Origin of the sequence: Hymenobacter latericoloratus, assembly GCF_014199535.1 — a bacterium.
In the GTDB taxonomy this organism is placed as follows: domain Bacteria; phylum Bacteroidota; class Bacteroidia; order Cytophagales; family Hymenobacteraceae; genus Hymenobacter; species Hymenobacter latericoloratus.
Map to the genome: position 1 here is coordinate 887,816 of NZ_JACHNV010000003.1, position 20,781 is coordinate 908,596.

17 protein-coding genes are annotated in these 20,781 nt (G+C 64.1%); 5 read left to right on the forward strand and 12 right to left on the reverse strand.

Annotated elements, in window-relative coordinates; translation table 11 throughout:
* Window positions 1-193 precede the first annotated feature (193 nt).
* A complete protein-coding gene (locus GGU46_RS14340; RefSeq protein ID WP_183404221.1) occupies window positions 194-862 on the forward strand; it encodes a hypothetical protein in 669 nt (222 codons plus the stop codon).
* A 75-nt stretch (window positions 863-937) separates the two neighbouring features.
* Here GGU46_RS14340 and GGU46_RS14345 read toward each other — a convergent pair whose 3' ends face one another.
* Together GGU46_RS14345 and GGU46_RS14350 are read right to left on the reverse strand one after the other, a co-directional pair.
* Window positions 938-1,918 carry an acyl-ACP desaturase gene (locus GGU46_RS14345; protein WP_183404222.1) on the reverse strand — a complete coding sequence of 327 codons (981 nt, stop codon included), beginning with the start codon at window positions 1,916-1,918 and terminating at the stop codon, window positions 938-940.
* Window positions 1,919-2,027: 109 nt separating this feature from the next.
* Window positions 2,028-3,674, reverse strand: a complete 1,647-nt coding sequence (locus tag GGU46_RS14350) for a hypothetical protein (protein ID WP_183404223.1) — start codon at window positions 3,672-3,674, stop codon at window positions 2,028-2,030.
* Between the two features lie 306 nt (window positions 3,675-3,980).
* On the opposite strand from GGU46_RS14350, the gene GGU46_RS14355 reads away from it, so the two are divergent.
* Window positions 3,981-5,645, forward strand: coding sequence for an ArnT family glycosyltransferase (locus tag GGU46_RS14355; RefSeq protein WP_183404224.1), 1,665 nt, complete (start codon window positions 3,981-3,983; stop codon window positions 5,643-5,645).
* Here GGU46_RS14355 and GGU46_RS14360 read toward each other — a convergent pair.
* From GGU46_RS14360 to GGU46_RS14370, 3 genes are all read right to left on the reverse strand, one after another.
* The gene (locus GGU46_RS14360; RefSeq protein ID WP_183404225.1) at window positions 5,642-6,556 is read right to left on the reverse strand and encodes a glycosyltransferase; all 915 of its coding nucleotides are present in this window, start codon (window positions 6,554-6,556) and stop codon (window positions 5,642-5,644) included. The two genes, GGU46_RS14355 and GGU46_RS14360, sit on opposite strands and share 4 nt — an antisense overlap.
* A gap of 80 nt (window positions 6,557-6,636) precedes the next feature.
* Window positions 6,637-7,938 carry an MATE family efflux transporter gene (locus tag GGU46_RS14365; protein WP_183404226.1) on the reverse strand — a complete coding sequence of 434 codons (1,302 nt, stop codon included), beginning with the start codon at window positions 7,936-7,938 and terminating at the stop codon, window positions 6,637-6,639.
* A 69-nt stretch (window positions 7,939-8,007) separates the two neighbouring features.
* Window positions 8,008-9,018 carry a hypothetical protein gene (locus tag GGU46_RS14370; RefSeq protein WP_184093998.1) on the reverse strand — a complete coding sequence of 337 codons (1,011 nt, stop codon included), beginning with the start codon at window positions 9,016-9,018 and terminating at the stop codon, window positions 8,008-8,010.
* A gap of 190 nt (window positions 9,019-9,208) precedes the next feature.
* Between GGU46_RS14370 and corA the strand changes: the two genes are divergently transcribed.
* Window positions 9,209-10,417: a magnesium/cobalt transporter CorA gene (gene corA / locus GGU46_RS14375; RefSeq protein WP_183404228.1), complete on the forward strand. Its 1,209-nt coding sequence runs from the start codon at window positions 9,209-9,211 to the stop codon at window positions 10,415-10,417.
* 176 nt (window positions 10,418-10,593) lie between these two features.
* Here the strand turns inward: corA and GGU46_RS14380 are convergent, their stop codons facing one another.
* On the reverse strand, window positions 10,594-13,335 hold the full coding sequence (locus tag GGU46_RS14380; RefSeq protein ID WP_183404229.1) for a hypothetical protein: 2,742 nt from the start codon (window positions 13,333-13,335) through the stop codon (window positions 10,594-10,596).
* Window positions 13,336-13,474: 139 nt separating this feature from the next.
* Between GGU46_RS14380 and GGU46_RS14385 the strand changes: the two genes are divergently transcribed.
* Window positions 13,475-14,941, forward strand: coding sequence for an APC family permease (locus GGU46_RS14385; protein ID WP_183404230.1), 1,467 nt, complete (start codon window positions 13,475-13,477; stop codon window positions 14,939-14,941).
* A gap of 115 nt (window positions 14,942-15,056) precedes the next feature.
* Here the strand turns inward: GGU46_RS14385 and GGU46_RS14390 are convergent, their stop codons facing one another.
* On the reverse strand, window positions 15,057-15,746 hold the full coding sequence (locus GGU46_RS14390; protein ID WP_183404231.1) for a carboxypeptidase-like regulatory domain-containing protein: 690 nt from the start codon (window positions 15,744-15,746) through the stop codon (window positions 15,057-15,059).
* A 279-nt stretch (window positions 15,747-16,025) separates the two neighbouring features.
* Window positions 16,026-16,430, reverse strand: coding sequence for a hypothetical protein (locus GGU46_RS14395; RefSeq protein WP_183404232.1), 405 nt, complete (start codon window positions 16,428-16,430; stop codon window positions 16,026-16,028).
* A 287-nt stretch (window positions 16,431-16,717) separates the two neighbouring features.
* On the opposite strand from GGU46_RS14395, the gene GGU46_RS14400 reads away from it, so the two are divergent.
* The gene (locus GGU46_RS14400; RefSeq protein WP_183404233.1) at window positions 16,718-16,948 is read left to right on the forward strand and encodes a hypothetical protein; all 231 of its coding nucleotides are present in this window, start codon (window positions 16,718-16,720) and stop codon (window positions 16,946-16,948) included.
* A 48-nt stretch (window positions 16,949-16,996) separates the two neighbouring features.
* Here GGU46_RS14400 and GGU46_RS14405 read toward each other — a convergent pair whose 3' ends face one another.
* From GGU46_RS14405 to GGU46_RS14420, 4 genes are all read right to left on the reverse strand, one after another.
* Window positions 16,997-18,001, reverse strand: coding sequence for an alpha/beta fold hydrolase (locus tag GGU46_RS14405; protein ID WP_183404234.1), 1,005 nt, complete (start codon window positions 17,999-18,001; stop codon window positions 16,997-16,999).
* 175 nt (window positions 18,002-18,176) lie between these two features.
* Window positions 18,177-18,683 (reverse strand): hypothetical protein, encoded by a 507-nt coding sequence (locus tag GGU46_RS14410; RefSeq protein WP_183404235.1) that lies wholly within the window; start codon window positions 18,681-18,683, stop codon window positions 18,177-18,179.
* A 361-nt stretch (window positions 18,684-19,044) separates the two neighbouring features.
* Entirely contained in the window at window positions 19,045-19,986 is a 942-nt protein-coding gene (locus GGU46_RS14415; RefSeq protein WP_183404236.1) for a hypothetical protein, read from the reverse strand.
* Window positions 19,987-20,044: 58 nt separating this feature from the next.
* Window positions 20,045-20,674: a TIGR04282 family arsenosugar biosynthesis glycosyltransferase gene (locus GGU46_RS14420; protein ID WP_183404237.1), complete on the reverse strand. Its 630-nt coding sequence runs from the start codon at window positions 20,672-20,674 to the stop codon at window positions 20,045-20,047.
* Between the last annotated feature and the right edge of the window lie 107 nt (window positions 20,675-20,781).

Below are 20,781 nucleotides of genomic sequence, written 5' to 3' on the forward strand. Positions count from 1 at the left end.
ATCCAGCCGCTGTTCTCTGAAAACTATTTACTATACATATATTTAGGTAGTAACATGTTAATCACTATATAATAGAAAAAATACAACTCATTCTTGCTAACTTGCGTTTACAAACGCTGAATTCTGCCGGGCTACCCTGGCGTGCGGTGAGTTCCGCGCTTTCCTCAGAATGCTCCCTAATTCCTTCTCCATTATGTTTACTTCTTCCTTTTCTCGTTTGCTGTTGGTAACTGGCGTTGCGGCCGCCGCCCTGACGGCCTGCGACTCGACGCGCCCCGTAGCCAGCGAATCCTCCGCTGAATCTGTTCCGGTTTCTCCCACCGTTGATGAAACGGACGTAAGCTTCAACCGGGAGGTAACCCAGGGCGACTACCGCTTCGCCGTGAAAACCTACGGCTCGCAGGAGCCGCGCGTCATCAGCATCCGCTCCTACCGCGGTACGGCTCAGACCATTGACCCGCTGCGCCTGGAAGTGAACGGCGCCGTTACCAACATCGCCTCCGGCGACCTGAACGGCAACGGCAAGCCCGAGCTGTACGTGATGACCGACAACAAGCGCGCCAACGGCGGCCTCTATGCCTTTGAGTTCGGGGAGCGGGGCTACACCCCCATTACGGCTCCCGGCACCCCAGGCGGCACTGCCGGCAGTGGTTACTCCGGCCAGGACTCCTACCAGATCAGTGGTAACAAACTGGTACGCACGTTCCCGGTAACCAGCAGCACGGCTACGGCCAGCGCCACTACCAGTGGTACTACCACCGCCGGTAGCACTACCTCCGCGGCCAGCACCCGCACCGTAGAATACACCCTCGATAGCTCAGGTAAGCTGGTGATGGGCCAGTCGATGGACGCGCGCCCCTAGCTCGTAGCTTTCCTGTAACGTAAAAAAAGCCTCCGCAACTTGGTTGCGGAGGCTTTTTTATAAGCGAATGGCTTGTTACTCAATCCATTTGAACTTGTATTCCAGCTTCGGTACGGGCATGCGGTCGGCTACGCGGCGCAGGCGGTTGGGCAGGGCCATGATATACTCACGGGCTTTTTCCGCGGAGCCGTTGAGGCCGGTAATCTGATCGATTTTCCAGTCTTTGATCAGGGTTTCCAGGATATCGGTGTAATCCTGGCTGGTGTACACGCCCAGGCGCTGAGCGGCATCGGTGAAGTGGCCGAAGGTTTTGCCCATCTCTACCCCCATCTCGCGCATGTAGTGGGCGGGCATCACAATCTTCTTGCGCATCATGTCCTCGAAGGCCAGCATCATTTCCGAAGGATCAACCTCGAAAATCTTCTCTACGAAGGTTTTATAGACGCGGGCGTGGCGGGTTTCGTCACCGGCAATCATGCCGCAGAGCTTGGAAAGCTGGTCGTCGCCGGCTTTGCGGGCCAGCTGCCCCACGCGGCGGTGCGAGATATTGGTGGCCGTTTCCTGGTAGCTGGTGTACACGAAAGCCCGGTAGGGGTCGTGGGCGGTGCCCAGGTCGAAGCCATCGGCAATGAGGTACTGGGTGCTGACCTCAAACTCGCGCATGTTCACGCGGCCGCAGAGGTAGAGGTAGCGGTTGAGCAGGTCGCCGTGGCGGTTTTCCTCGGCCGTCCAGCCCCGAATCCACTGGGCCCAGCCGTTGTTGGGGTCGCGGTTCAGGTCGTCGAGCTCATGAAACCAGGCCTCGTAGTTGGGCAGGGCTTCCTCGGTGATGGTGTCGCCGATGAGTACAGCCAGCAGATCGTAGCTGAGTTCCTTGGCCCGCTCGCGCAGCAGCTTTACTTCATCAAAGAAATTATCGAGGCGGGAATCGGGCAGGAAATCGGAAGGCTGCCAGCTGCTTTCCACGCTTTTCAAGAACGAACCCATGTTCTCTTTCACGAAGGATTCAAGGTGCTGGAGCACTTCCGAGCGGGAAGTAACGGAGGCAGTAATCATGGCAATGGGTGGCAAAGGGAGAAGTATTCGAAACCAAAGGTATATTCTTCCTACCCCGTCGCTAACCGAATAAGTCCATGCGGGACTACAAAATTTTGGCTTCCGGCCCCTATTGCGGGAATTTTACACGCATCCGGTAAAGCTGAGCCGTTTCAGGTTGGACTGGACCAGGGTGCACTGGCTCCAGCAGAGAAGCGGCAGGCGTGGCGCTTTGCGCCAGGCGCAGCTGCTGATTGAGGATGGCGGCACCTTCCGGTGTCAGGACCCAGGCCACGTTGGGCCGCGCGCCCAGGCGCCGCAGGGCTTCCGGGAAGTAGCGGGTGCCCGTGAGCTGCTGCCGGAGCCTTGCCTGGGAAGGGTGCAGGGTTTGCCAGCCGGCCACGTCAACCTGCCCAGCCGGCTGGTTACGCCCCGGCAGGTTGCCTTCCGCAAAAGGTGCCCCCGACTTGTAGGTACTCCCGAGGGCATCGGCGACTATGATGCGGGCCGGGTGAGCCAGGCGCAGCTGTCGGCGGCGCTCCGCCTGGTTTTGCTGCCGCTCCCGGGCCAGCACCTGGCTGCGGTGATACACTTTGTAGCCATAGGGCAGGGCTGCTCCAAGCAGAACGAGCAGTAGCATACGCCCGGCGCGACGGTCAGCCGCCGCCTGGCCTGGGCGCTGAACAAGAAACACCCAGTTGCTCAGCACCCAGAAGTCGAGCAGCGGGAGGGCCAGCCGGGGCGGCAGCTTCAGCAGGGTGCCCAAGCCCAGCATGAGGCCCGCGTAAGCCAGCTGCACCAGCCAGAAGCTCCGGCGCGGGCCGGGCCGCCTGACCACCAGCAGCCAGGTGCCCCCTACCAGCAGCCACAGCGGAAAATAGTCGCGGGCTAGCTGGGCCGGGAGGGCGGCCAGCTTGGCGGGGGCGGTGTGCAGTAGAAAGTACGCGGGACCTACAGGGGCGGCCCGCCGGAAAAACGCCTCGTTTACCAGCGTAGAGTCGGAAAACATCCAGCGGCGGGCGGCGGCCAGGCCCAGATTATCGCGCGCGGTTAGCGGCTGCAAGGGCGGGGCCGTGAGCTGGAAGTCGTTGAGGTTGGACTTGAGCACATCGAGGCGGCGGAACGTGGCCGCTTCCGGGCTCCAGGTCAGGTTGAGGCAGAGGGCGCCCACCACCGCCCAGGCCCCTACCCCCGCCAGCAGCGGCAGCCCTCTTCTCCCGGCCAGCCACCACACGCCGGGGGCGGCAGCCAGGGCGCCCAGCAGGGCCACGCTCGGCCGAATCAGCCAGGCCAACCCGAAAAGCCCGACCCCTACCAGCAGGGCCCAGCGGGCCGAAGTGCGCTGAGCGCCAAACAACAGCCCGGCTCCGGCCAGCAGCACTGGCACCCGGGCGTAGTTAAACCAGAAGCCGTGCTCCAGCCACGCTACCCCCCAAAACAGACCCAGAAGCAGCACCAGCACCCCTACCCCCAGCTTCGGGCGCAATAGCCGCCACAGCACCGCAAACACCAGTACCGTAGCCACATACAGCAGGCCGTATAGCGTGAGGGCATACCACGGAACCAGCGGATACGCTGTGTACAGCTGGCTCCACAGGGCAGCGTAGCCGTGGAAATACAGGTGCAGATCCGTTACGGGGGCGGCGGCCGTGGTGCCGCGCAGCAGCTCAATAATTGTCAGGTCGTCGTTGGTTTCGAAATAGCAGCCCAGCCCTACCCCGCTCAGGAGCAGCAACAGCAGGGGTAACGCCACCAAACCAAACCGACGAAGTATCATAGCCCGCAAGGTAAGCGGTGAGATGGTGAACTGGTGAAACGGTGGGTTGGCCGTCCTGCCGGCGCGAGCTGCCCGGTAGCCTCGGAGAAGCGACAGGGCGGTAGTATTCCCTACCGCTCTACATTTCTCAAAGCCAGCGGAACGATACCTCATTGTTCAACAATTTGTGTCGCCCCGCTGGGCTTTGGTTCTTTCTGTAGCCGCCGGATTCTACCGGCCTGCCGGGCAATTCAGACCGCTCGCGCCGGCAGAACGTCAAATTCACTACTTCACCATCTCACCGCTTACCTTGCCGGGGTGAACCGTGTGACCTCCCGTTTGCCCGACTGGACGCTGCTGCTGGTAGTAGCCCTGACCGTGGCGTATTTTCTGCTAACCCACGAGGGGCTGTACGCCCTCGATGATTATTTCTACTCCCGCTACGCCCACCAGCTGCTCAGCGGCACGTTTCGGGTGGAGCCTGACCCGCTGGGCCTGCTCCACGACCCCTTGAAAGAGCGTCCCCTGATTTTTGGGCCGGTGGCGGTCTGCTACGCCCTGTTTGGCATCAACATCATCAGCACCACCCTGTGGCCCCTGCTGGCTACGCTGGGCTGCGCCGGGCTGATTTGGTGGTTGTACCGGCGGCGCGAGCCGGTGGTGGCCGCTGGGGCCATGCTGCTGCTGGGTCTGCACTACTTTACCCTTAACCTCACCAACTACCTCTACCCCGATAACATCCTGATGTTCTGGTGCCTGGCCGGGGCGGCTACCCTGCTGCGGGGCCGGGAGCCGAACCGCCGGGCCGGTTGGTGGGGAGTGGCCTTCGCCGGACTGTCCTTTGCGGCCCTGCTCAGCAAGGAAACCATCGTGTACTACCTGCCTTTTTACCTAGGCGTGCTGGCAGTTGATGGCTGGCAGAGGCGGCACGGGCGCTTTTGGGGCGCGGCGCTGGCTACCGGCGCGGGGCTGCTGGCGGCGTATCTGGCCTTCTACCACCACTACACGCACGATGCGTTTTACCGCATTCATCTGATCGAAAACACCAATCGGTTTCTGCAGGAAGGCAACTACCTGGCAGGCAACCGGAGCGCCCTACTGGACCGCATAACCTGGCAGCCGCTAACCTTTTTTGTGCGTACGGGGCTGGGGCTGATGCTGGTGCTGGCGGCCGTGGCCTTCACCCGCTCTTTCGGGCCCGTTACAACCGCTGCACCCCGTGGCGCCACCGCCGACCAGCCGTTCTGGCTGGGGCTGGCGCTGGTTACGCTGATGCTGTACTGGGTGGGCAGCACTTCTCTGAGCCACTACAACCCCATTACCCTGCTGCCCCGCATGACTACCCCCCTGCTCCCCCCACTGGCGCTGGCGGCGGGTTTCGGGTTGCGCCAGATGGTGCGGCAAGCCGGCGGGCGGGCACTGGCGGTGGGCCTGGTTTTGCTGCTGATGGCCGCCTGGCTCCGCAGCGCCGTGGCCGTGGTGTATGCGCTGCCCGGGCTCTACTTCGTAATCATGGGGCTGCTGGCGGCCCGCCCGGTGTGGCCGGCTGCTTTCCGGCCCGCTACCCCCGGCCTGGCGGCGGCTACCGTGCTGGTGCTGGCCGGGGCGCTGGCCATCCGGCCGCTTTATTTTATGCGCAAACCATCGGTTTCCGGGCACTTTGCCCAGGACCGCCTAATCCGCCGCTACCTGCAGCGGCCGGCGCAGGGCGTCGTTTTCGTGGATGATTACTTGATTGGCAACTACGATTTTTACTACGGCTTCCGGCTGCCCCAGGGGCTGCAATACCGCCGCTACTGGGCCCGCGACTCGGTGCAGCTGCGCCCCGGCCAGCGCGGGTGGCTGCTGCTCAACCGCGCTACCCTCTCCAACGACGAGCTCACCCGTAAGCTGATTCGCTATTCCCCTGACTCGGTGCTGAGCTGGTATCCGCGGCGGCGCCTGGTGGCTCAGGATGGGCCCGTGTCGTTATTTGAAATAGGAAGCCGCTAGCAGGCCAGGCCGAGAAGCCAGTCGAGGGGGCCCACGGCGCGCAGCTCGCGCAGCAGCCGGTATAGCTCGCGGGCTTCGGGCCGGTTGCGGTGGCGCACGGCCTGGCGCAGCTCCCAGCGCACCCGCCGGGCCAGGGCGGCGCGCTCGGCCCCGGTGCGGCACAAAGCCAGGGCCTTGCGGCACACCCGGATGGTAGAAGCCAAGTAGGGGTCATTCGGGCGGTAGCCCTTGCGCGACATAGACTGCGGGTGCAGGCGCTTCTGGGTGGTAACCTCCGGCAGCAAGTGAAATTCCCAGTTACGGCTGGCCCGCACCCAGAAATCAAAGTCCTCGTAGGCCAGGGTTTCGTCGTAGCCCCCCAGCTCCTCCAGGGTAGCCCGGCGCATGGTCATGGTGGGGGTGCTGATGAAATAGCGGGCCAGTACCTCGGCGAAAACCAGCCCGGAGGCCGGCCGGGGCTGCAGCTGCCCCCGCGCATCGGGGCGGAAGTGGTTGCGCACGTGGCGGCCGGCTTCGTCAATCAGTTCCGCATCAGAATACACCATCCCGCAGCGCGGCCCTACCTGCTCAAACTGCCTGACCTGCCGGCTGAGGCGCGCGGGCAGCAGCACGTCGTCGGTGGCAAAATCCACGATAAACTCCCCCTTCGACTGGCGGAAGCCCAGGTTGAACGCCCGGCAGTTGCCCACGTTTTCGGGCAGCAGCAGCAGCTGCCAGTGCGGGTGGGCCGTGGCGTAGCGCCGCAGAATAGCCTGGCTGCCGTCCGTACTGGCGTCGTCCACCAGAATCACCTCCAGGTTGGGGTAGGTTTGAGCCAGAATGGAATCGAGGGCCGTTTCCAGGAAACGGGCGTGGTTGTGGCACAGCGCCACAATGGACACGAGAGGCAAATGGGCGGCAGCAGCAGACATAGGCCCGGCAAGTTACGGCAGTTTCAGAGGCTACCATCAGGCCCGGTCCGCAAGCCGGAAACCGATTCGGCAGTCAGCCCTCACGCCCAGCCCACCTGTCGCCGGAAATACCACAGGCACCACCCCAGCAGCAGACCGTAGCGAACCGCCTGCGCCAGCGGGGCGCCCAGCAGCCCGTAGCGCGGCAGCAGCAGGGCCAGCAGCAGGGCCAGCAGCAGGGCCGAGGCCGCCTGCACGGCCACGTAGCGCCCTACCCGGGCCTGGGCCGTCAGCAGAAACAGCAGCACCCAGGTCAGAAACTTCAGCCAGTCGGCCGCCAGCTGGGGGGCCAGCAGAAACGTAGCCTGCGCGAAGCGGGCCTCAAAAAGCAAGGAGAGCAACCCTTCACGCAGCAGCCACAGCCCTCCCAACCCTACCGCCAGGCCGGGAGCCAGCAGGGCCAGCACCGCGCGCACCAGTTGCGCCCGCTCGGCCGGGCGGCTGCTCAGGGCAGCCAGCCGGGGGTAGTACACGCTACTCATCAGGGCCGAAAATACCATGGTATAGTTATCTGAAAGCTTGGCAACGGCCTGCCACAAATCAGTAGGCCCCAGGCCAAAGCGCCAGATCAGCACTTCCCGCAAACTGAAATCCACGGCTTTGCTGAAGAGCAGCACACTCAGGGCCATCAGCAGAAAGCGCCCCAGCGCCCGTAGGCCGGGTTGGCTTGCCCGCCCCCGCAGCCCCGGCAGCAGGCCGGCGCGGCGGGCCACCACTAGGGCCGGGCCCAGCGTAGCGCCCTGAGCCAGCAGATAGGCCAGTAGCGCCGTGCTTACGGTGCCACCCGCCCGCAGCGTGAGCCCCACGGCTACCGGCCCCAGCAAACTCAGCAGCACCGTCAGGCCCACGTAGGCCCGGAGCCGCCCCGCTGCCAGCAGCACCGATACCACCAGGGCGTGCCCCGTCAGTAGCCCTAGCCCCAGCAGAAGGGCCGCCACCCACCCGGCACCCCGGCCGAACACGCCCACCAACGGGCCCGGCACCAGTAGCAATGCCAGCGCCGCAACGCCCAGCGCCGCCAGGTTCAGCAGAACGCCGGCCCCCAGCCAGGCCCGGTAGCGGCCCGAACCAGGCTGCAGGGGAGCCAGGTATTTCACCAGCCCCACGTGCACGCCGTCGTTGGGCAGGGTAGTAAACAAGGCCATCAGGTTCTGGAAGTGGGCCAGCATCGTAAGCCCACCGGGGCCGCCGTACACGGCCAGCAGCTTGCCCAGCACCAGCGCCCCGGCCGTGCGCGCCCCCACCGCCACGCCCGAGCCGAGCGAGCCGCGCAAAAAGCGGCCCAGCACGGCCGCACGGGGCTCAGGGTGGGAGTTGGGAACAGAATCGGGGGTAGGCAGCATAGCCCGTCAGGGTAAAAGACAAGACCGGCCGCCAAACCAGCGTACCGGGCCGCCAGGCGTCTACTGGTTTTAAAAGGTTTTCGTGAAGGTGAGCTTCAGACTGGGTATTCCGCCCAGATGGCGCTTAAACTGCAGCAAGGAGTAGTTGAGGCCGGTAGGCAAGGTAGAGGTGCCCAGGTCCAGCAGGCGCATGCCGCTGGCCTGCCCGAAGGCGTGCAGGCCGGCATTGAGCAGTACCATGGGGCTCAGAAAATTATACGCCAGAGGACTGGCCGGATAAAAGTTATACAGCACGTCGTCGCTGACCTGGACAACCACCGTCAGGGCGGCCCACTGGCCCTGGGCATCCCGCACCGAGTACAGGAAATGCTGCCGCGGAAACAACTGAAACAGCTCCTGCAGGCGCTCCAGCGGCATGGAGAGCGTCTGGCCCTTCTCCTCGCGGCAACGGCGCAGAAAATCATAGGCCAGGGGCAGCAGCAGCGGCGGCTCCTGCTCGAAGCGCAGCCCGTGCCGCTCGCACTTTTTCAGCCGGCGCCGCTCCGAGGGGTGCAGGCGGGCCACGTAGCTTTGCGCCAGGGGCAGATGCATATTCAGCTCGGCCAGTTCCACTTCGTACCCCAGCTGGGTCAGCACCTGGGTTAGGCGGGCACTGAAGCGGGGCTGGTAGGCAAAGGCGTGGGGGCGCAGCGTCAGGTGCCGGATGCCCCGCTGGGCCAGCTGCTGGTGCGCTACCTCCAGAAAGGCCTGCAAGGCGGCCGTGGGCAGCTCTTCCGCAGCCTGCACCGCGCCAAACGGCGCCTGCCAGGGGCTGCGGGCCGCCTGCCAGTCCTCGGTTTCACACACCGAGAGCTGCGCGAGGGTCTGGCCGGCGGCCTCATCTTCCAGGAAAAAATGCAGGGGTGCGTGGGGACTCTGCTGCAAGGCCAGGTGAGGCGGCGTCAGGTAAAGCCAGGGCTGATAAGCCGTTGGCCAGGCCGGGGCAGCCACTCCGCCCGGCTGCAGCCGCACTACCAGGCGCCGGCCGGAAAGCGGTAGGGGCCCCAAAACAACGGAAACGGCGGCAGCAGACAACGACAACGGGGTACGGATAAGGACAAAACAGCGGGCGAAAGTACAAGGATTTTGCCCGGAATCTGCCCGCACCCGCTGGCTGGGGCAGCCGGGCGGCGGGAGCCTCGCCCCTACCCGGCCCGGGTAGGCAAAGGCAGACGTTTTTCGCGCGAATCCCGTAAACTGCCCCAGTTATTGGCTTCTGCTTTCTGTACTGATGTCTGCCCCCGACCCTACTCCCCTCCCCGTAACGCCCCCCGACGCTCCTGCCCCGGCCCCGGACGATGACGACCATCTGCCTACCCACGGGGTAGCCGACCACTCTGCCACCCGGCAGGCGCGGGAGCAGCAGGTAGGCCAGCGCCCGGGCACGCTCATTGTCCGGGAAGGAGCACTTACTCCCCGCCTGTTCCTGATTTCTTACAGCACCGACCACGTGGTGGAGCAGGAGTACCCGCACTACGACCAGCTGTTGGCTTACTTCCGGGCTCACCCCGAGCTGCGCCACTGGATTGACGTGCGCGGCTACAACGACCTGGCCCTGATGCAGCGCCTGCAGGACGACTTCCGGATTCACCCCCTGCAGATGGAAGACGTGCTGGGCGACTACCAGCGGGCCAAGGTGGAGGAAAGCGAGGATGGGCTGTTTATGGTGTCGCGCATGACGGAGTTTACCCGCCTGCTGGATATCAACGACGACCAGCTCTCTATTTTCACGGGCCCGAACTACGTGCTCACGTTTCAGGACGATTACGAGGACTGCCTGGATGCCGTGCGCCAGCGCCTGCGTTCCTCCCGCAGCTCCATCCGCCGCCGCTCCTCCCTATACCTGGCTTACGCCCTCACCGACGTGGTGCTGGACCACTACTACCCCACTATGGCCGCCATCGGCGACTACCTGGAGGTGCTGGAGGAGCGCATTTTTCAGGGCCGCTCCGATAGGCGCGTGCTCAACCGGATTCTGCACATCAAGAAGGACATTGTGCGGTTCCGGCGCCTGGTGTATCCGGAGCGCGACAAAATTGCGGAAATCCTGCGCCTGCCCGACGAGGAAATTCCCGAAGAAATCAAGGTCTTCTTCCGCGACTGTTACGACCACGCCATCCAGGCCCTGGACCTAGCTGAAAGCTACCGCGAAACCGTCAGCAGCCTGATTGATCTGTACATGTCGGACCAGAGCAACCGGGCCAACGAGGTAATGAAAGTGCTGACCATCATCAGCAGCATCTTTATCCCGCTGAGCTTCGTGGTGGGGCTCTACGGCATGAACTTTCAGCGCGAAGGCCCCGACGGCCGCATCAACCACCTCAACATGCCGGAGCTGTACAGCCCGTGGGGCTACGTGGGTGTGCTGAGCTTTATGCTGGTAGTGGTAATCGGTCAGCTCACCTTCTTCTACCGCAAAGGCTGGCTCTCAAGGCGGTGAAGAGGTAATGAGGTAATGAGGTGAGAAGGTGAGGAGGTGAAGAGGTGAAGAGGTGAAAGGATAAATGGACTGGCGACAGACTTCTGGCCTCCGGTTCACCTCCTTCTCCTTCTCTCCGCTTACCTGTCACCATTTACCTCCTCACCTCTTCACCTCTTCACCTCTTCACCTCCTCCTTACTGCGCCAGTCGGACGTCGGTGCGGCGAAGCTCCTTGCCTACCACCCGATAGAGGTAGTATAACCCGGTGGAAGCATCGTGGGCCAGGGCAATCTGGGGGGTGCTGCTGTCAAAGGGCTGGCCACCAACAAGACGGGCGCGGGCGTCGTAGAGGTACGTTTTGCCGGGGCCGGTTTCGGTGAGGGCGTACACCTGCCGGCCCGGCCCGAAATTGAAATACTGCACCGAGCGCGGCGCCGACGTAACAAAGCGCTGGCTCAGGACCTGCTGGCCGCCAAGCGTAAACAGCACAAGCTGGCCCCCATCTTCGCGCACGATTACGCCGGTACGCTGCTGCTGATCGGGGATGAGCCGGAACTGGGAGGTGCGGCTCCAGGTAGCCACCCGGCTGCGGCTTACTACCTCCCCGCTCAGGTTGAAGCTTACCCGCTCGCCCCGCTGGCTGACCACCGTCAGGCGGGTGCGGCGCAGGGTAGTACCCGCCTCCACGAGCACGCCGCTGCCTAGCCGCGCCCCGATGCTGATGGGAAAGCCGGGGTAGGTACCGCCGGCCTGGTCGAAGGCATACACGTAGCCGTTTTCCAGCAGCACCACCACCACGTCGCGGCCATTTACTACCAGGTACTGGGGGGGGCCTGCCAGCCGGAACTCCAGCTGCTTGGGCTGCCAGCCCGGAAAGGTCTGGCCCTGGGTATCATAGAGAAACAGGTTGCCGCTGGCCCCGGCTACCAGCAGGCGCGCCGCCGCTCCACCTCCGGGCGGCGACACCGTAAGGGAGGTGGCCCGCACGGTATCGGGGAGGTTAAGCGGGAAGTTGGGCTGAAGCTGCCCCTGCGTGTTGTACTGAAACAGCTGGCCCGGAGTAGCCAGCAGCAGCCCCGTGCCTCCCGGCAGCCGGTACGGCGGCCCCACCACCGGCCCCGACAAAGAATCGGACCAGGCCACCACGTTATCGGGCGTGATGTAGTGCAGCAGCCGGGCCGTGTCCTGCACCAGCACGCCGGGCAGGCGGGCACCAGCCACGGCAACCAGCTCGGGGGAGCTGCTGAGCGGTAGCTTAAAATCGAGGACGCTGCCAGTGCCATCGGGGTGTTGCGGGCGGGCCGTGGCGGGCCCCGCTACCGGGTGGCGCAGCACAAACTGGGTGAAATACTGCGCCCCGGCCTCCTGCTCGTTGGCAGCGGGCACCCACTGCAGGGCAATCTGGGGGAAGCGCTTAAACAAGGTTTCATTACGCAGCAGGCCGGCCCGCCGCTCTTCCTGCAGCCCGCGCAGCAGCAGGTTCCAGCAGTTGCGGGTATCGAGCAGCACGCTCAGGCGGGCCAGGGGCTGGGTTTCCTGCAGAAAAGCTACCTGCGTGGGTGAGCGGCTCCAGACCTCCCCGGCGGCCACGTCCGTCAGCCACTGGCGCAGGGCCGGCTCGGTGTCGCCGAAGGCTAGGTAGTTGCCGACCTGCGCTACCACCGGCTGCTCGAAGCCCTGAAACAACGAGCCCAGCAGCCGCTGCGGCAGGTGCGGTACGCCCGTCTGGTGCAGCTGATACGGCCCTACCCTCCCGAAAGCCGGCGAAGCGCCCACGGCGCGCCGCAGCTGCCCCAGCAGGTTGGCTACTTTAGCGGGGTTGGCCGTGTAGGCCAGGGCCAGCTTGCCCGGCCGGGCCCGCGCCGAGGGGGTAGCCAGGTAACACAGGGCCACCTCCTGGCTTAGCTCGGCGGTAAGGCTGTCGAGCAGGGGCTGCACGGCGGTGGCTACCGAATCGGGGGGTAGGGCCCGCAACGGGCGCGGGCCGCGCAGGGCCGCCGCGGGCCCTAGCCCGAGGTGCACCACCAAGGCCGCGCGCAGGGGTAGCACTTCGGCCATGCGCAGGCGCTGGGCCGGCTGCCCCACCAGGCGCTGGTGCAGGGCGTCGCGGGCGGTTTCGGGGTTCGCAAAGCCATTGAAAACAATCTTATTGCCGGCCAGCTTCATCTGCGTCATCTCGTTGCGGGCCAGGCTGGCAACGGCGGCTATTTCGGGCCCCAGCTCCTGCCGGAAAAACACGCTCAGCAGCTGGGGCAGCCGCCGCTGGTTTAGCAGCAGCGTGGCATCTACCCCGCGCAGCCGGAAGTAGTCGGTGCTCTGAAACTCAGCGGCTACGGTGGGGGCGTCCAGGTTTTCGAGACGCCGGGCCACGGCCTCCACCAGCGCCGGGCTGGCGCTGAGCAGCAGGTGGTTGCGGTAGTTGAGCAGGGTCACGCCCTCGTCGCGGCCGTGGGGCCGGATTTCGGTTAGCTGCTGGTCCTGGTACTCGCGGGTGGTTACCTGAAAGCGGGCGTCGCGGCTGAGGCCTTCCACCAGGCTGCGCACCTGCCGGTACTCGCGCACACTGCTGATGGGCACCTGAAACAGCACATCGAAGCGGCCCGGGCCGGTTACGTGCAGGGACGTGAGCACGCGCTTGCGCCCCAGGAACCGCAGCACCACCTGCCGCCCCCCGGTCAGGCTGTCGGCCAGGGCCAGGTTTTCCTCCATCTGCTGGAAGTAGCGCACGGCCATCAGGTTGTCCCAGAGTTGGGTTTCCTTGAGGTGGCGCACCAGCGTAGCGTGGTCCCGCGTGACGGTTACCAGCACGGCATCGTCGGGCACCAGGGCCCAGGGGTCCACGGGCACGCGCGCCACGGTGCGGCGGTAGTACACGTAGGAGCCCAGCGCCGAGAGCAGCAGCAGACCCGTTAAAAAGACCAGTACTCGTTGCGACATGCAGGAAACCCAGGTGGCAGGTAGGCCGGCAAAAATAGGAATTAGGACGGCAGCACCGGCCCTACCCTTTACGGGAGAAGGCCGGGTTTGGAAGCCAGTTTTCTATCTTCCGGCCTGAAACATTCTCTACCCTCGCTTTATGTCTGAAAAACAAGGCCACTTTCAGCGGGCCATTACGCTGTTCGACGCCGTCATGATTGTGACCGGCAGCATGATTGGCTCCGGCATCTTCATTGTATCCACGGACATTGCCCGGAAAGTCGGCTCCACGGGCTGGCTGCTGGTGGTGTGGCTGGTAACGGGCGTTATCACGCTGGCCGGAGCCGTAAGCTACGGCGAGCTGTCGTCGATGTTCCCGAAGGTAGGCGGCCAGTACGTGTACCTGCGCGAGGCCTACAACAAGCTGGTGGCTTTCCTGTATGGCTGGACGCTGTTTCTGGTGATTCAGACCGGGGTTATTGCCGCCGTGGCCGTGGCCTTCGCCCGCTTTACCGGAGTGCTCATTCCCTGGTTTTCGGAAAGCAACGTGCTGGTGGAAGCCGGCAGCTTTACGTTTACCACGGTGCAGCTGCTGGCCATTGGCCTGCTGGTATTTCTTACGTATATCAACTCCCGTGGGGTGCGCTCAGGCAAGCTCATTGCCAACGTGTTCGGGAGCACCAAGCTGGTGGCCCTGGCCCTGCTGATTCTGTGCGGCATCTTCTTCGGCATCAACGAGGAGGCCATGAGCCAGAACTTCCAGAACATGTGGCAAGGCATGAGCTTCAATGACCTGGGCCAGGGCACGCCCCTGACCACCGGGGCCCTGGTAACGGCCATCGGCCTGGCCATGACGGGCTCCTTGTTCAGCTCCGACTCCTGGAACAACATCGGCTTCTCGGGCGACGAAATTGTGCGGCCCGAGCGCACCATTGTGCTGAGCATGGCCCTGGGTACGGCCATTGTGACGGCCCTCTACCTTCTGATTAACGTGGTGTACCTGCTGGTGCTACCCCTGCAGGGCGACCCAAACGCCACTGACGTGCTGGGCCGCGGCATTATGTACGCCACCAACGAGCGGGTAGGCACGGCCGCCGCCGAGAGCATTCTGGGCGCGCCCGGAGCCTACGTAATGGCCGTGCTCATCATGATCAGCACCTTCAGCGCCGATAACAGCATTCTGATGTCGGGGGCGCGGGCCTACTACGCCATGGCCCGCGACGGAGTATTTTTCCCGGGCATGGGCCGCCTCAACAAGGCCGGCGTGCCCAGCGTGGCCCTGTGGGCGCAGTGCGCCTGGGCCTGTGGGCTGTGTTTGTCGGGCTCTTACAATGAGTTGCTTCTGTACGTTATGTTCTCCGTGATTCTGTTCTACATTATCACCATTATTGGTATCTTCATTCTGCGCCGTACCCGGCCCGAGGCGCCCCGCCCCTACCGGGCCTTCGGCTACCCGGTGGTGCCGCTGCTGTACGTGGTGCTGGCCTCGGCCTTCTGCTTTATCCTGCTCACCGACCCCGAGAACTCCAAGTTCGCCCAGCGTGGCCTGCTGTTGGTGGCCCTGGGCATACCGGTGTACTTCCTGTTCGGCAAGCGTTTCGCGGGTAGCCCCGAGGAGCCGCAGTAACCTGGCTTCTTACCCCTTCCCAGGGGTGCCTAAAAAAAAAGCCCCGCCGGCTGTCCGGCGGGGCTTTTTCGTTGCCCGTCCTGAAACCGCACCAAGCTGGCTGGCCCGGAAAAGATTAGCGCCGACGGCGGCGCGGGGCGTTTTCGCGGGGCACCAGGGTTACGTTCTGGGCCTGGCTGTTGCGGGTATGTACCTCCTGGTCCTCGTAGCCGCCGTAGCCGTACACGAGCGTGTTGTCGCCGGCGGGTACTTCCAGGGTGTAGTTACCGTTAGCATCGGTGCCGGTGGCTTTGCGCGAGCCTTTGAGCATAACCGTGGCGCCTGCCAGGGGGTAGCCATCTTCATCCAGGATGCGGCCCGAAATGGCTACCGTCGCGGGAGCGGCCTCCGCGGCCGGCGCGGCCGCGGGCACGGGCTCAATGGCCACGGGCTCGGGCGCCGGGGCGGCCACGACGGCGGCGGGTTTGCCCACCGAGGCTGCGGCCACAGTGGCGGCGCGGCTGGTTTCCTGGTTGGCTACGGCCGGAGCGGTGGCGGCTTCCTCGGCCGGGGCCTCCGCTTTGGCGGGCTCAGCAATCCGGTGGCCGGTTACGCTGGCCTCGCCCAGCTCCATAATGGGCATGGCATTGGCAATGCGGCGCGTGGTTTGGGCGGGCAGCAGCGCGTAGCCCAGCACCACTACTCCCACCAGCAGAGCCACTATAATAGCCAGCCGGCCATTGCCGGAAGACAGCTCTTCTTCCTCCGGGGGCAGCGCACTGGTCAGTTCTTCGTCTTCTAAAGGGGTAGTTGTTTTGGCATTCATAAATAAATTGATGTGAAAAAGGTGTGGGAACGGTAGGGAGCAGCAACAACAAAAGACAAACTACCCCGCTGCGGGGCAGCAGGCCGGTTTTGCTCGAACCCTAAAGGTAGCAGCAAAGCAGGCAGGGAACCTAATTTTTGCATTTATACCATTTCCAGCCCTTCTTCGGCATCATTTTCAGCTATTGCCCGCCACGGCTGAAAATTTGCTAATAAAAAGACCGACCTGCCTCCGGAACGGAAACAGGTCGGGCGGGCGGCGGCTAACGGGGTAGCGCGCTTATTCTTCTACTGGTTTGGCGGGGCCGCTGGTTCCTTTTTCGCCCAGCTTCTGGTCCTTGGTGCGCAATTGGTGGTCCAGCTCATAGCTCCCCTCCGACTCGAAGCCGGGGCCGCTGGCGTGCTCACCGGCGTCGTGGTGCTCATTGCCGCCCTGAGGTACGCCCTCCGCCCCGCCGATGTGCAGGTTTTCGAGCTGGTCCTTCTGGTCGGAGCGCTGAGTGTAGCCGCCGGCGCCCTGGTTGCGGTAGGCGGTAGGGTCGTTGCCTTCCTTACCGTTGCTCATCATTTTCTTCCACTCCTTCTCTTTTTCCTGCTGCTCGCTGTAGGGGGCGGCGTGCTCGGTGTTTTCGGAGAGGTTCTGGTTTTCGTTATCGTTGTTTACCTCGTTCTGGGGCGTTATCATTGGTAGGGTAGCTTAGGTGGAAAATGGTTTAGTAGGCTGTACGGATGGCACCGGCCCGGGTTAGGCCAGGTGGCCTGCCCCGGGCGCGACTTTTGGCCGCAGAGCGTAGCTTTGCCCAAGTACGTGCCCGGCCAGCGGCCGGGGCAGTGCCGACCCGCATGGGGCAAGGCAGCCGCCCGGCGCTCGTAATCGTAGAATACCCGGGGCGTGTTGCCTTGCTGCTCCCGAATGAACGGCGGCTTTCCGGGCTGGCGTATCGTAGGGACGTTTCGTTTTTTCTTTTTTCTATGGATTTCTCCAAACTATACCGGCCCAGTGCCCTCAACAGCTTCCAGTACATTGCCGTGGTAGGCGCCATAATGAGCGGCGCGGCCCAGCTCATTATCCGGGCGCTGGGCCAGGCCCAGCCGGAGGGCTATAACTGGCTGTATCTGTGCTGGCTGGGGCTGTATATCTTCGGCTCCGTGCTGAATCTTTTCGGCAAGCCCCACGACCCGCACCATCATCATCATCACTAGGCCCGCGTGGCCTGGCAGCTCCCCCAGGCCAGCCGCCCTACCCCGCTGCTAGCGCACAAACCCCAGCAGGGCGGCCAGAAACTGCGGGGTGGCTTCCAGGTGCGGAATGTGGCCTACCCCCTGCAGCGGCACCAGCCGGGCTCCTTTGATCTGGGCGGCGGTGCGCTGCCCGAGCGCCGGATACTGCCCCATGGCTGCCAGCACGGCCGGATCCTTGATCAGGCCTTTGCCTACCACCGTCCGGTCGTCCTGCCCGATAATGAGCAGCGTAGGTACCCGCACCCGGCTGAACTCGTAGCTCACGGGCTGCTGGTAAATCATGTCGAAGGTGAGGGCGTTGGCGCGGGCTACCTTCGGGAAATCGGGGTGGCGGGTTTGGGCCGCCAGGGGCCGCAGCCACTCGTCGTGGGCTGGGGGGTAGCCGGGGGGGTAGTAGGTAGCGTGGTACCTGCGGATGCTTTCCTCGGTGCTTTTGCGCTCCGTGGCTTCGGCCTGGGCAATGGATTGATAAGGCACGGCCAAGCGGTAGTCTTCCAGCCCAATGGGGTTTTCCAGCACCAGCTGCTCCGTGAACTGCGGGTACATCAGAGCGAAGCGGGTAGCCAACATGCCCCCCATACTGTGGCCTACCACGGTTACTTGCGCTACCCTCAGCGTATCGAGCAGGCGGCGCGTGTTCTGGGCCAGCTGGTGAAAGGAGTAGTGAATAGCCGGCTTGTCTGACTTGCCGAAGCCGACCTGATCGGGCACTACCACCCGAAAACCTGCCCCGCTCAAGGCCCGGATGGTTTCGCGCCAGTAAGCCCCGAAAAAGTTTTTGCCGTGCAGCAACACCACCGTACGCCCCTTGGCGGGGCCAGCGGGGGCTACATCCATGTAGGCCATGCGCACGCGCTGGCCCTCCAGGAGTAAAGTCAGGTAGCGCACCGGAAACGGGTACTCGTAGCCATCGAGGGTGGCGTTGAGGGCGGTGGGAGATGCCGGCTGGGCCAGAACAGGCGCGGCCAGGGCCGGCAGTAACACCAGCAGAAACCAGGAAAGAAGGCGGCGCATAAAGCAGTGGTGCAGATGAGAAATACCCGGCAGCCCGGCGGCACTTTCCGCACCGCATCTGCTGCCGGCCTATTGCCAACCCGTTTGCCGGCCGGCTGGTTGCGCCTCCACCACGTTAATTCTGCTGGCCCGGGCTTTGCCTACCCCCCGGGACAAGGCAAAACCTATGGGCCAACTAGTTTTTTCCCTCGGGCTTCTGTTGGCGCAGCAGGAGTTCGATGGTGCGGGTATCCTCGTCGCTCCAGATAACGCTGCGGATGCTGTCCACCTCCAGCACGGTGTGGCCGTCGGGCTCCCCGTATTGGGTGTACACTTCCAGCATCAGCTCGTCTTCGGTCAGGCGCGATACAAAGCCGTAGAGGTCGTGGTCGGAGTGGGTTTCCAGTTGAATCAGCTGGCGCACTTCCTGGGCCCGCTGCAGCAGGGCTGGCACCGTCAGGTACTGCTGCTCCAGGCCTTCGGGGGCGGCGGGCAGGGCGTACACCACCTCCGGGTTGTGCTCCTTGAACTCAATCAGGCGCATATACCGGTCATCGAAATGAGCCTGCAGAACCGTGCTCAGCTCAAGGGTGCGTACGCCCGTCAGCAGCCCCTGCCGGGTAACGGTGCGCAGCAGCAGCAGCTCGGGGTTCTGGCTGAGCACGTAGCCCAGGTACGTGCCCCCACCAGTTTGCAGTGACACGACCCGGCGGCTGCGCTGGGCCCGTTGTAACAAATCAAGCAATAAAGCTCCCATAGCATGGTATATAACCGGCGCCCCACCCGGGCACCGGCCGACAAATATACTCGTCGGTAGCGGGGGCGAACAGCGGGCAGGCGCCCGGCCCGCTACTTTTGGCAGGGTTACGGGTTGGTCGTCAGCCCGTGGTGCTGCGCAGGTACTGCGTCTGGCTCACCCGGGTCAGCAGAAGCCTGAGCCGGCCAAGCTGCCCACCCGACGTTGAGCCCGGCCAGCCCCCAGTTCCCCGTGGCAGGTAGCAGCGGGAGCGGCAGGCTGCGCCTATAGCATCAGTTTTTTTGCACATAATCATCTGACCAACAACCTATTCGCCCGCGGCGCCCGAAGCTACCCTACCCGTGCTACTGCCGGGCAGATGCGTGATGCGCTGCACCTGCTTGAGGCGAAGCGTACGACCGTCCCAGGTGGTTTGGCGCAGCAGCACATGGGGGTATTTTTTGCTGAACCAGTACACGTTCTGCTTTTGGTTGGTAAGGGCTACGCGCACGCGCCAGGCGGGCTCCGGCGTATCGGCCGTGAGGGCGTCTTCGGTGCGGACCTGGGCGTGGTAAAGCACCGGCGGGGTAGCCTGGTTGGTTTGCTGCAGCTCATACATATCGGTCTGAAAGTGGGGCAGCTGCTCAAAGCGCAGGCTGCGCAGGGTGTAAGGCAGGGCATCTTCGAACAGCACGGTGCGCCGCAGCTGCCGCTCACCCGCGCCCTGCCCGTCCTGGTACGAGTTGTAGGCCTGCACGTACTGCATGCCGTCGTCGGTGATGACCTTGAAGGTGGTTCCGCCCCACTCCTGGGCCGAAGTCGTGAGCTTGTGCAGCTGCACGGGCTGGTCGCGCCGGAAAAACAGGCAGGTCTGGAGGTGGTAGGGGTACGTATCGGTGGGAATGCTACAGAGCTGCCCGAAGCGCATCACCGGAAAGATGTCTTTGCGCTGGAGGCTGTCGGTCCGGACGTTGTACTGCTGATTGAATTCTTCTTTCGCCGTGATGAATACGTGCTCAAACCGGCGGCTTTCGCCCTGCACCATGCGCTCTGCCTCGTACGTGGCCACCTCGGCCTTGCCATCCTCCCAGAGGCGGTCCATGGCCCACTGCTGCCGCAGGGGGCCGCCCCGCCGGGTCAGGGGGTTTTCAATGGCCGATGCTACGGCGGGCGCGCCCGGGGTGGCGGATTTCGTGCCGGAATCGGAGGAGCAGGCAAGCCCGCCCGCGCTCAACACGGCTCCGCTCACAACTAAAACAAGGATACGCATGCAGGTAAACATAAACTCAAGGGTGCGCTAGAGTACGCGCAAACCCGCTGCAAATGTTTTACCTGGCCGCGGCTTCCCAGGCACGCAGGTCGGCGGCGGTGTCCACGTCGCGTAGTTCGGGCAGCAGGCACAGGCTTAGTTTCAGGCGCTGCACATCGGCTTCAGTGGCGGCCCGCACGGTTTCAGTGCTCCAGGCTTTATTCTGAAATAAGTCGGGCCAGAGCTGCTTCATTCCTAACAGGTAGTAGCCCCCATCGGTGGCGGGACCCAGCACTACATCGTGGGTTTCCAGCGCCCGGAAGGCAGCCGTGAGGTGGGCCGTCGTCAGGCCCGGACAATCCGTCCCGATAATTACCACGGCCGCAGCCCCGCGGGCAAAGCTTTGCGCAAAGGCGGCCTGCATTTTCTGGCCCAGGTCGCCGGGGGGCTGGGGTTGCTGCTCGTAGCCGCCCCACTCGTCGGAGAGGTCGGCGGCGGGGCCAGCCTCGGCCAGCCACACGGTGCGGTGCGCGGCTACCGGGGCAGCAACAGCTTGGGTGTGCGCCAAGAGCCGGCGGTAAACGGCCAGGGCGGCCTCGTCGCCAAGGTCGGCGGCCAACCGGGTCTTTACGCGCCCTAGCTCTGGCCGCCGGGCGAACAGGAGCAGGTGCCGATCCGATGCCGGGGCGGCGTGCGGTGGATTTGTCATGGAATGGGCGTGAGGTTGAACAACGCCGGCGCGGGCACCCGCAGCGGCGGCCCGGCGGGCTACCGCTGCGGGTGCCTTCCGGTAGGTTGCCGGCAGTCGTTCCGGGC

Coding starts and splice junctions, on each gene's coding strand:
- GGU46_RS14340 (WP_183404221.1), top strand. CDS start 194: ATGTTTACTTCTTCCTTTTCTCGTTTGCTGTTGGTAACTGGCGTTGCG.
- GGU46_RS14345 (WP_183404222.1), bottom strand. CDS start 1,918: ATGATTACTGCCTCCGTTACTTCCCGCTCGGAAGTGCTCCAGCACCTT.
- GGU46_RS14350 (WP_183404223.1), bottom strand. CDS start 3,674: ATGATACTTCGTCGGTTTGGTTTGGTGGCGTTACCCCTGCTGTTGCTG.
- GGU46_RS14360 (WP_183404225.1), bottom strand. CDS start 6,556: ATGTCTGCTGCTGCCGCCCATTTGCCTCTCGTGTCCATTGTGGCGCTG.
- GGU46_RS14365 (WP_183404226.1), bottom strand. CDS start 7,938: ATGCTGCCTACCCCCGATTCTGTTCCCAACTCCCACCCTGAGCCCCGT.
- corA (WP_183404228.1), top strand. CDS start 9,209: ATGTCTGCCCCCGACCCTACTCCCCTCCCCGTAACGCCCCCCGACGCT.
- GGU46_RS14380 (WP_183404229.1), bottom strand. CDS start 13,335: ATGTCGCAACGAGTACTGGTCTTTTTAACGGGTCTGCTGCTGCTCTCG.
- GGU46_RS14385 (WP_183404230.1), top strand. CDS start 13,475: ATGTCTGAAAAACAAGGCCACTTTCAGCGGGCCATTACGCTGTTCGAC.
- GGU46_RS14390 (WP_183404231.1), bottom strand. CDS start 15,746: ATGAATGCCAAAACAACTACCCCTTTAGAAGACGAAGAACTGACCAGT.
- GGU46_RS14395 (WP_183404232.1), bottom strand. CDS start 16,430: ATGATAACGCCCCAGAACGAGGTAAACAACGATAACGAAAACCAGAAC.
- GGU46_RS14400 (WP_183404233.1), top strand. CDS start 16,718: ATGGATTTCTCCAAACTATACCGGCCCAGTGCCCTCAACAGCTTCCAG.
- GGU46_RS14405 (WP_183404234.1), bottom strand. CDS start 18,001: ATGCGCCGCCTTCTTTCCTGGTTTCTGCTGGTGTTACTGCCGGCCCTG.
- GGU46_RS14415 (WP_183404236.1), bottom strand. CDS start 19,986: ATGCGTATCCTTGTTTTAGTTGTGAGCGGAGCCGTGTTGAGCGCGGGC.
- GGU46_RS14420 (WP_183404237.1), bottom strand. CDS start 20,674: ATGACAAATCCACCGCACGCCGCCCCGGCATCGGATCGGCACCTGCTC.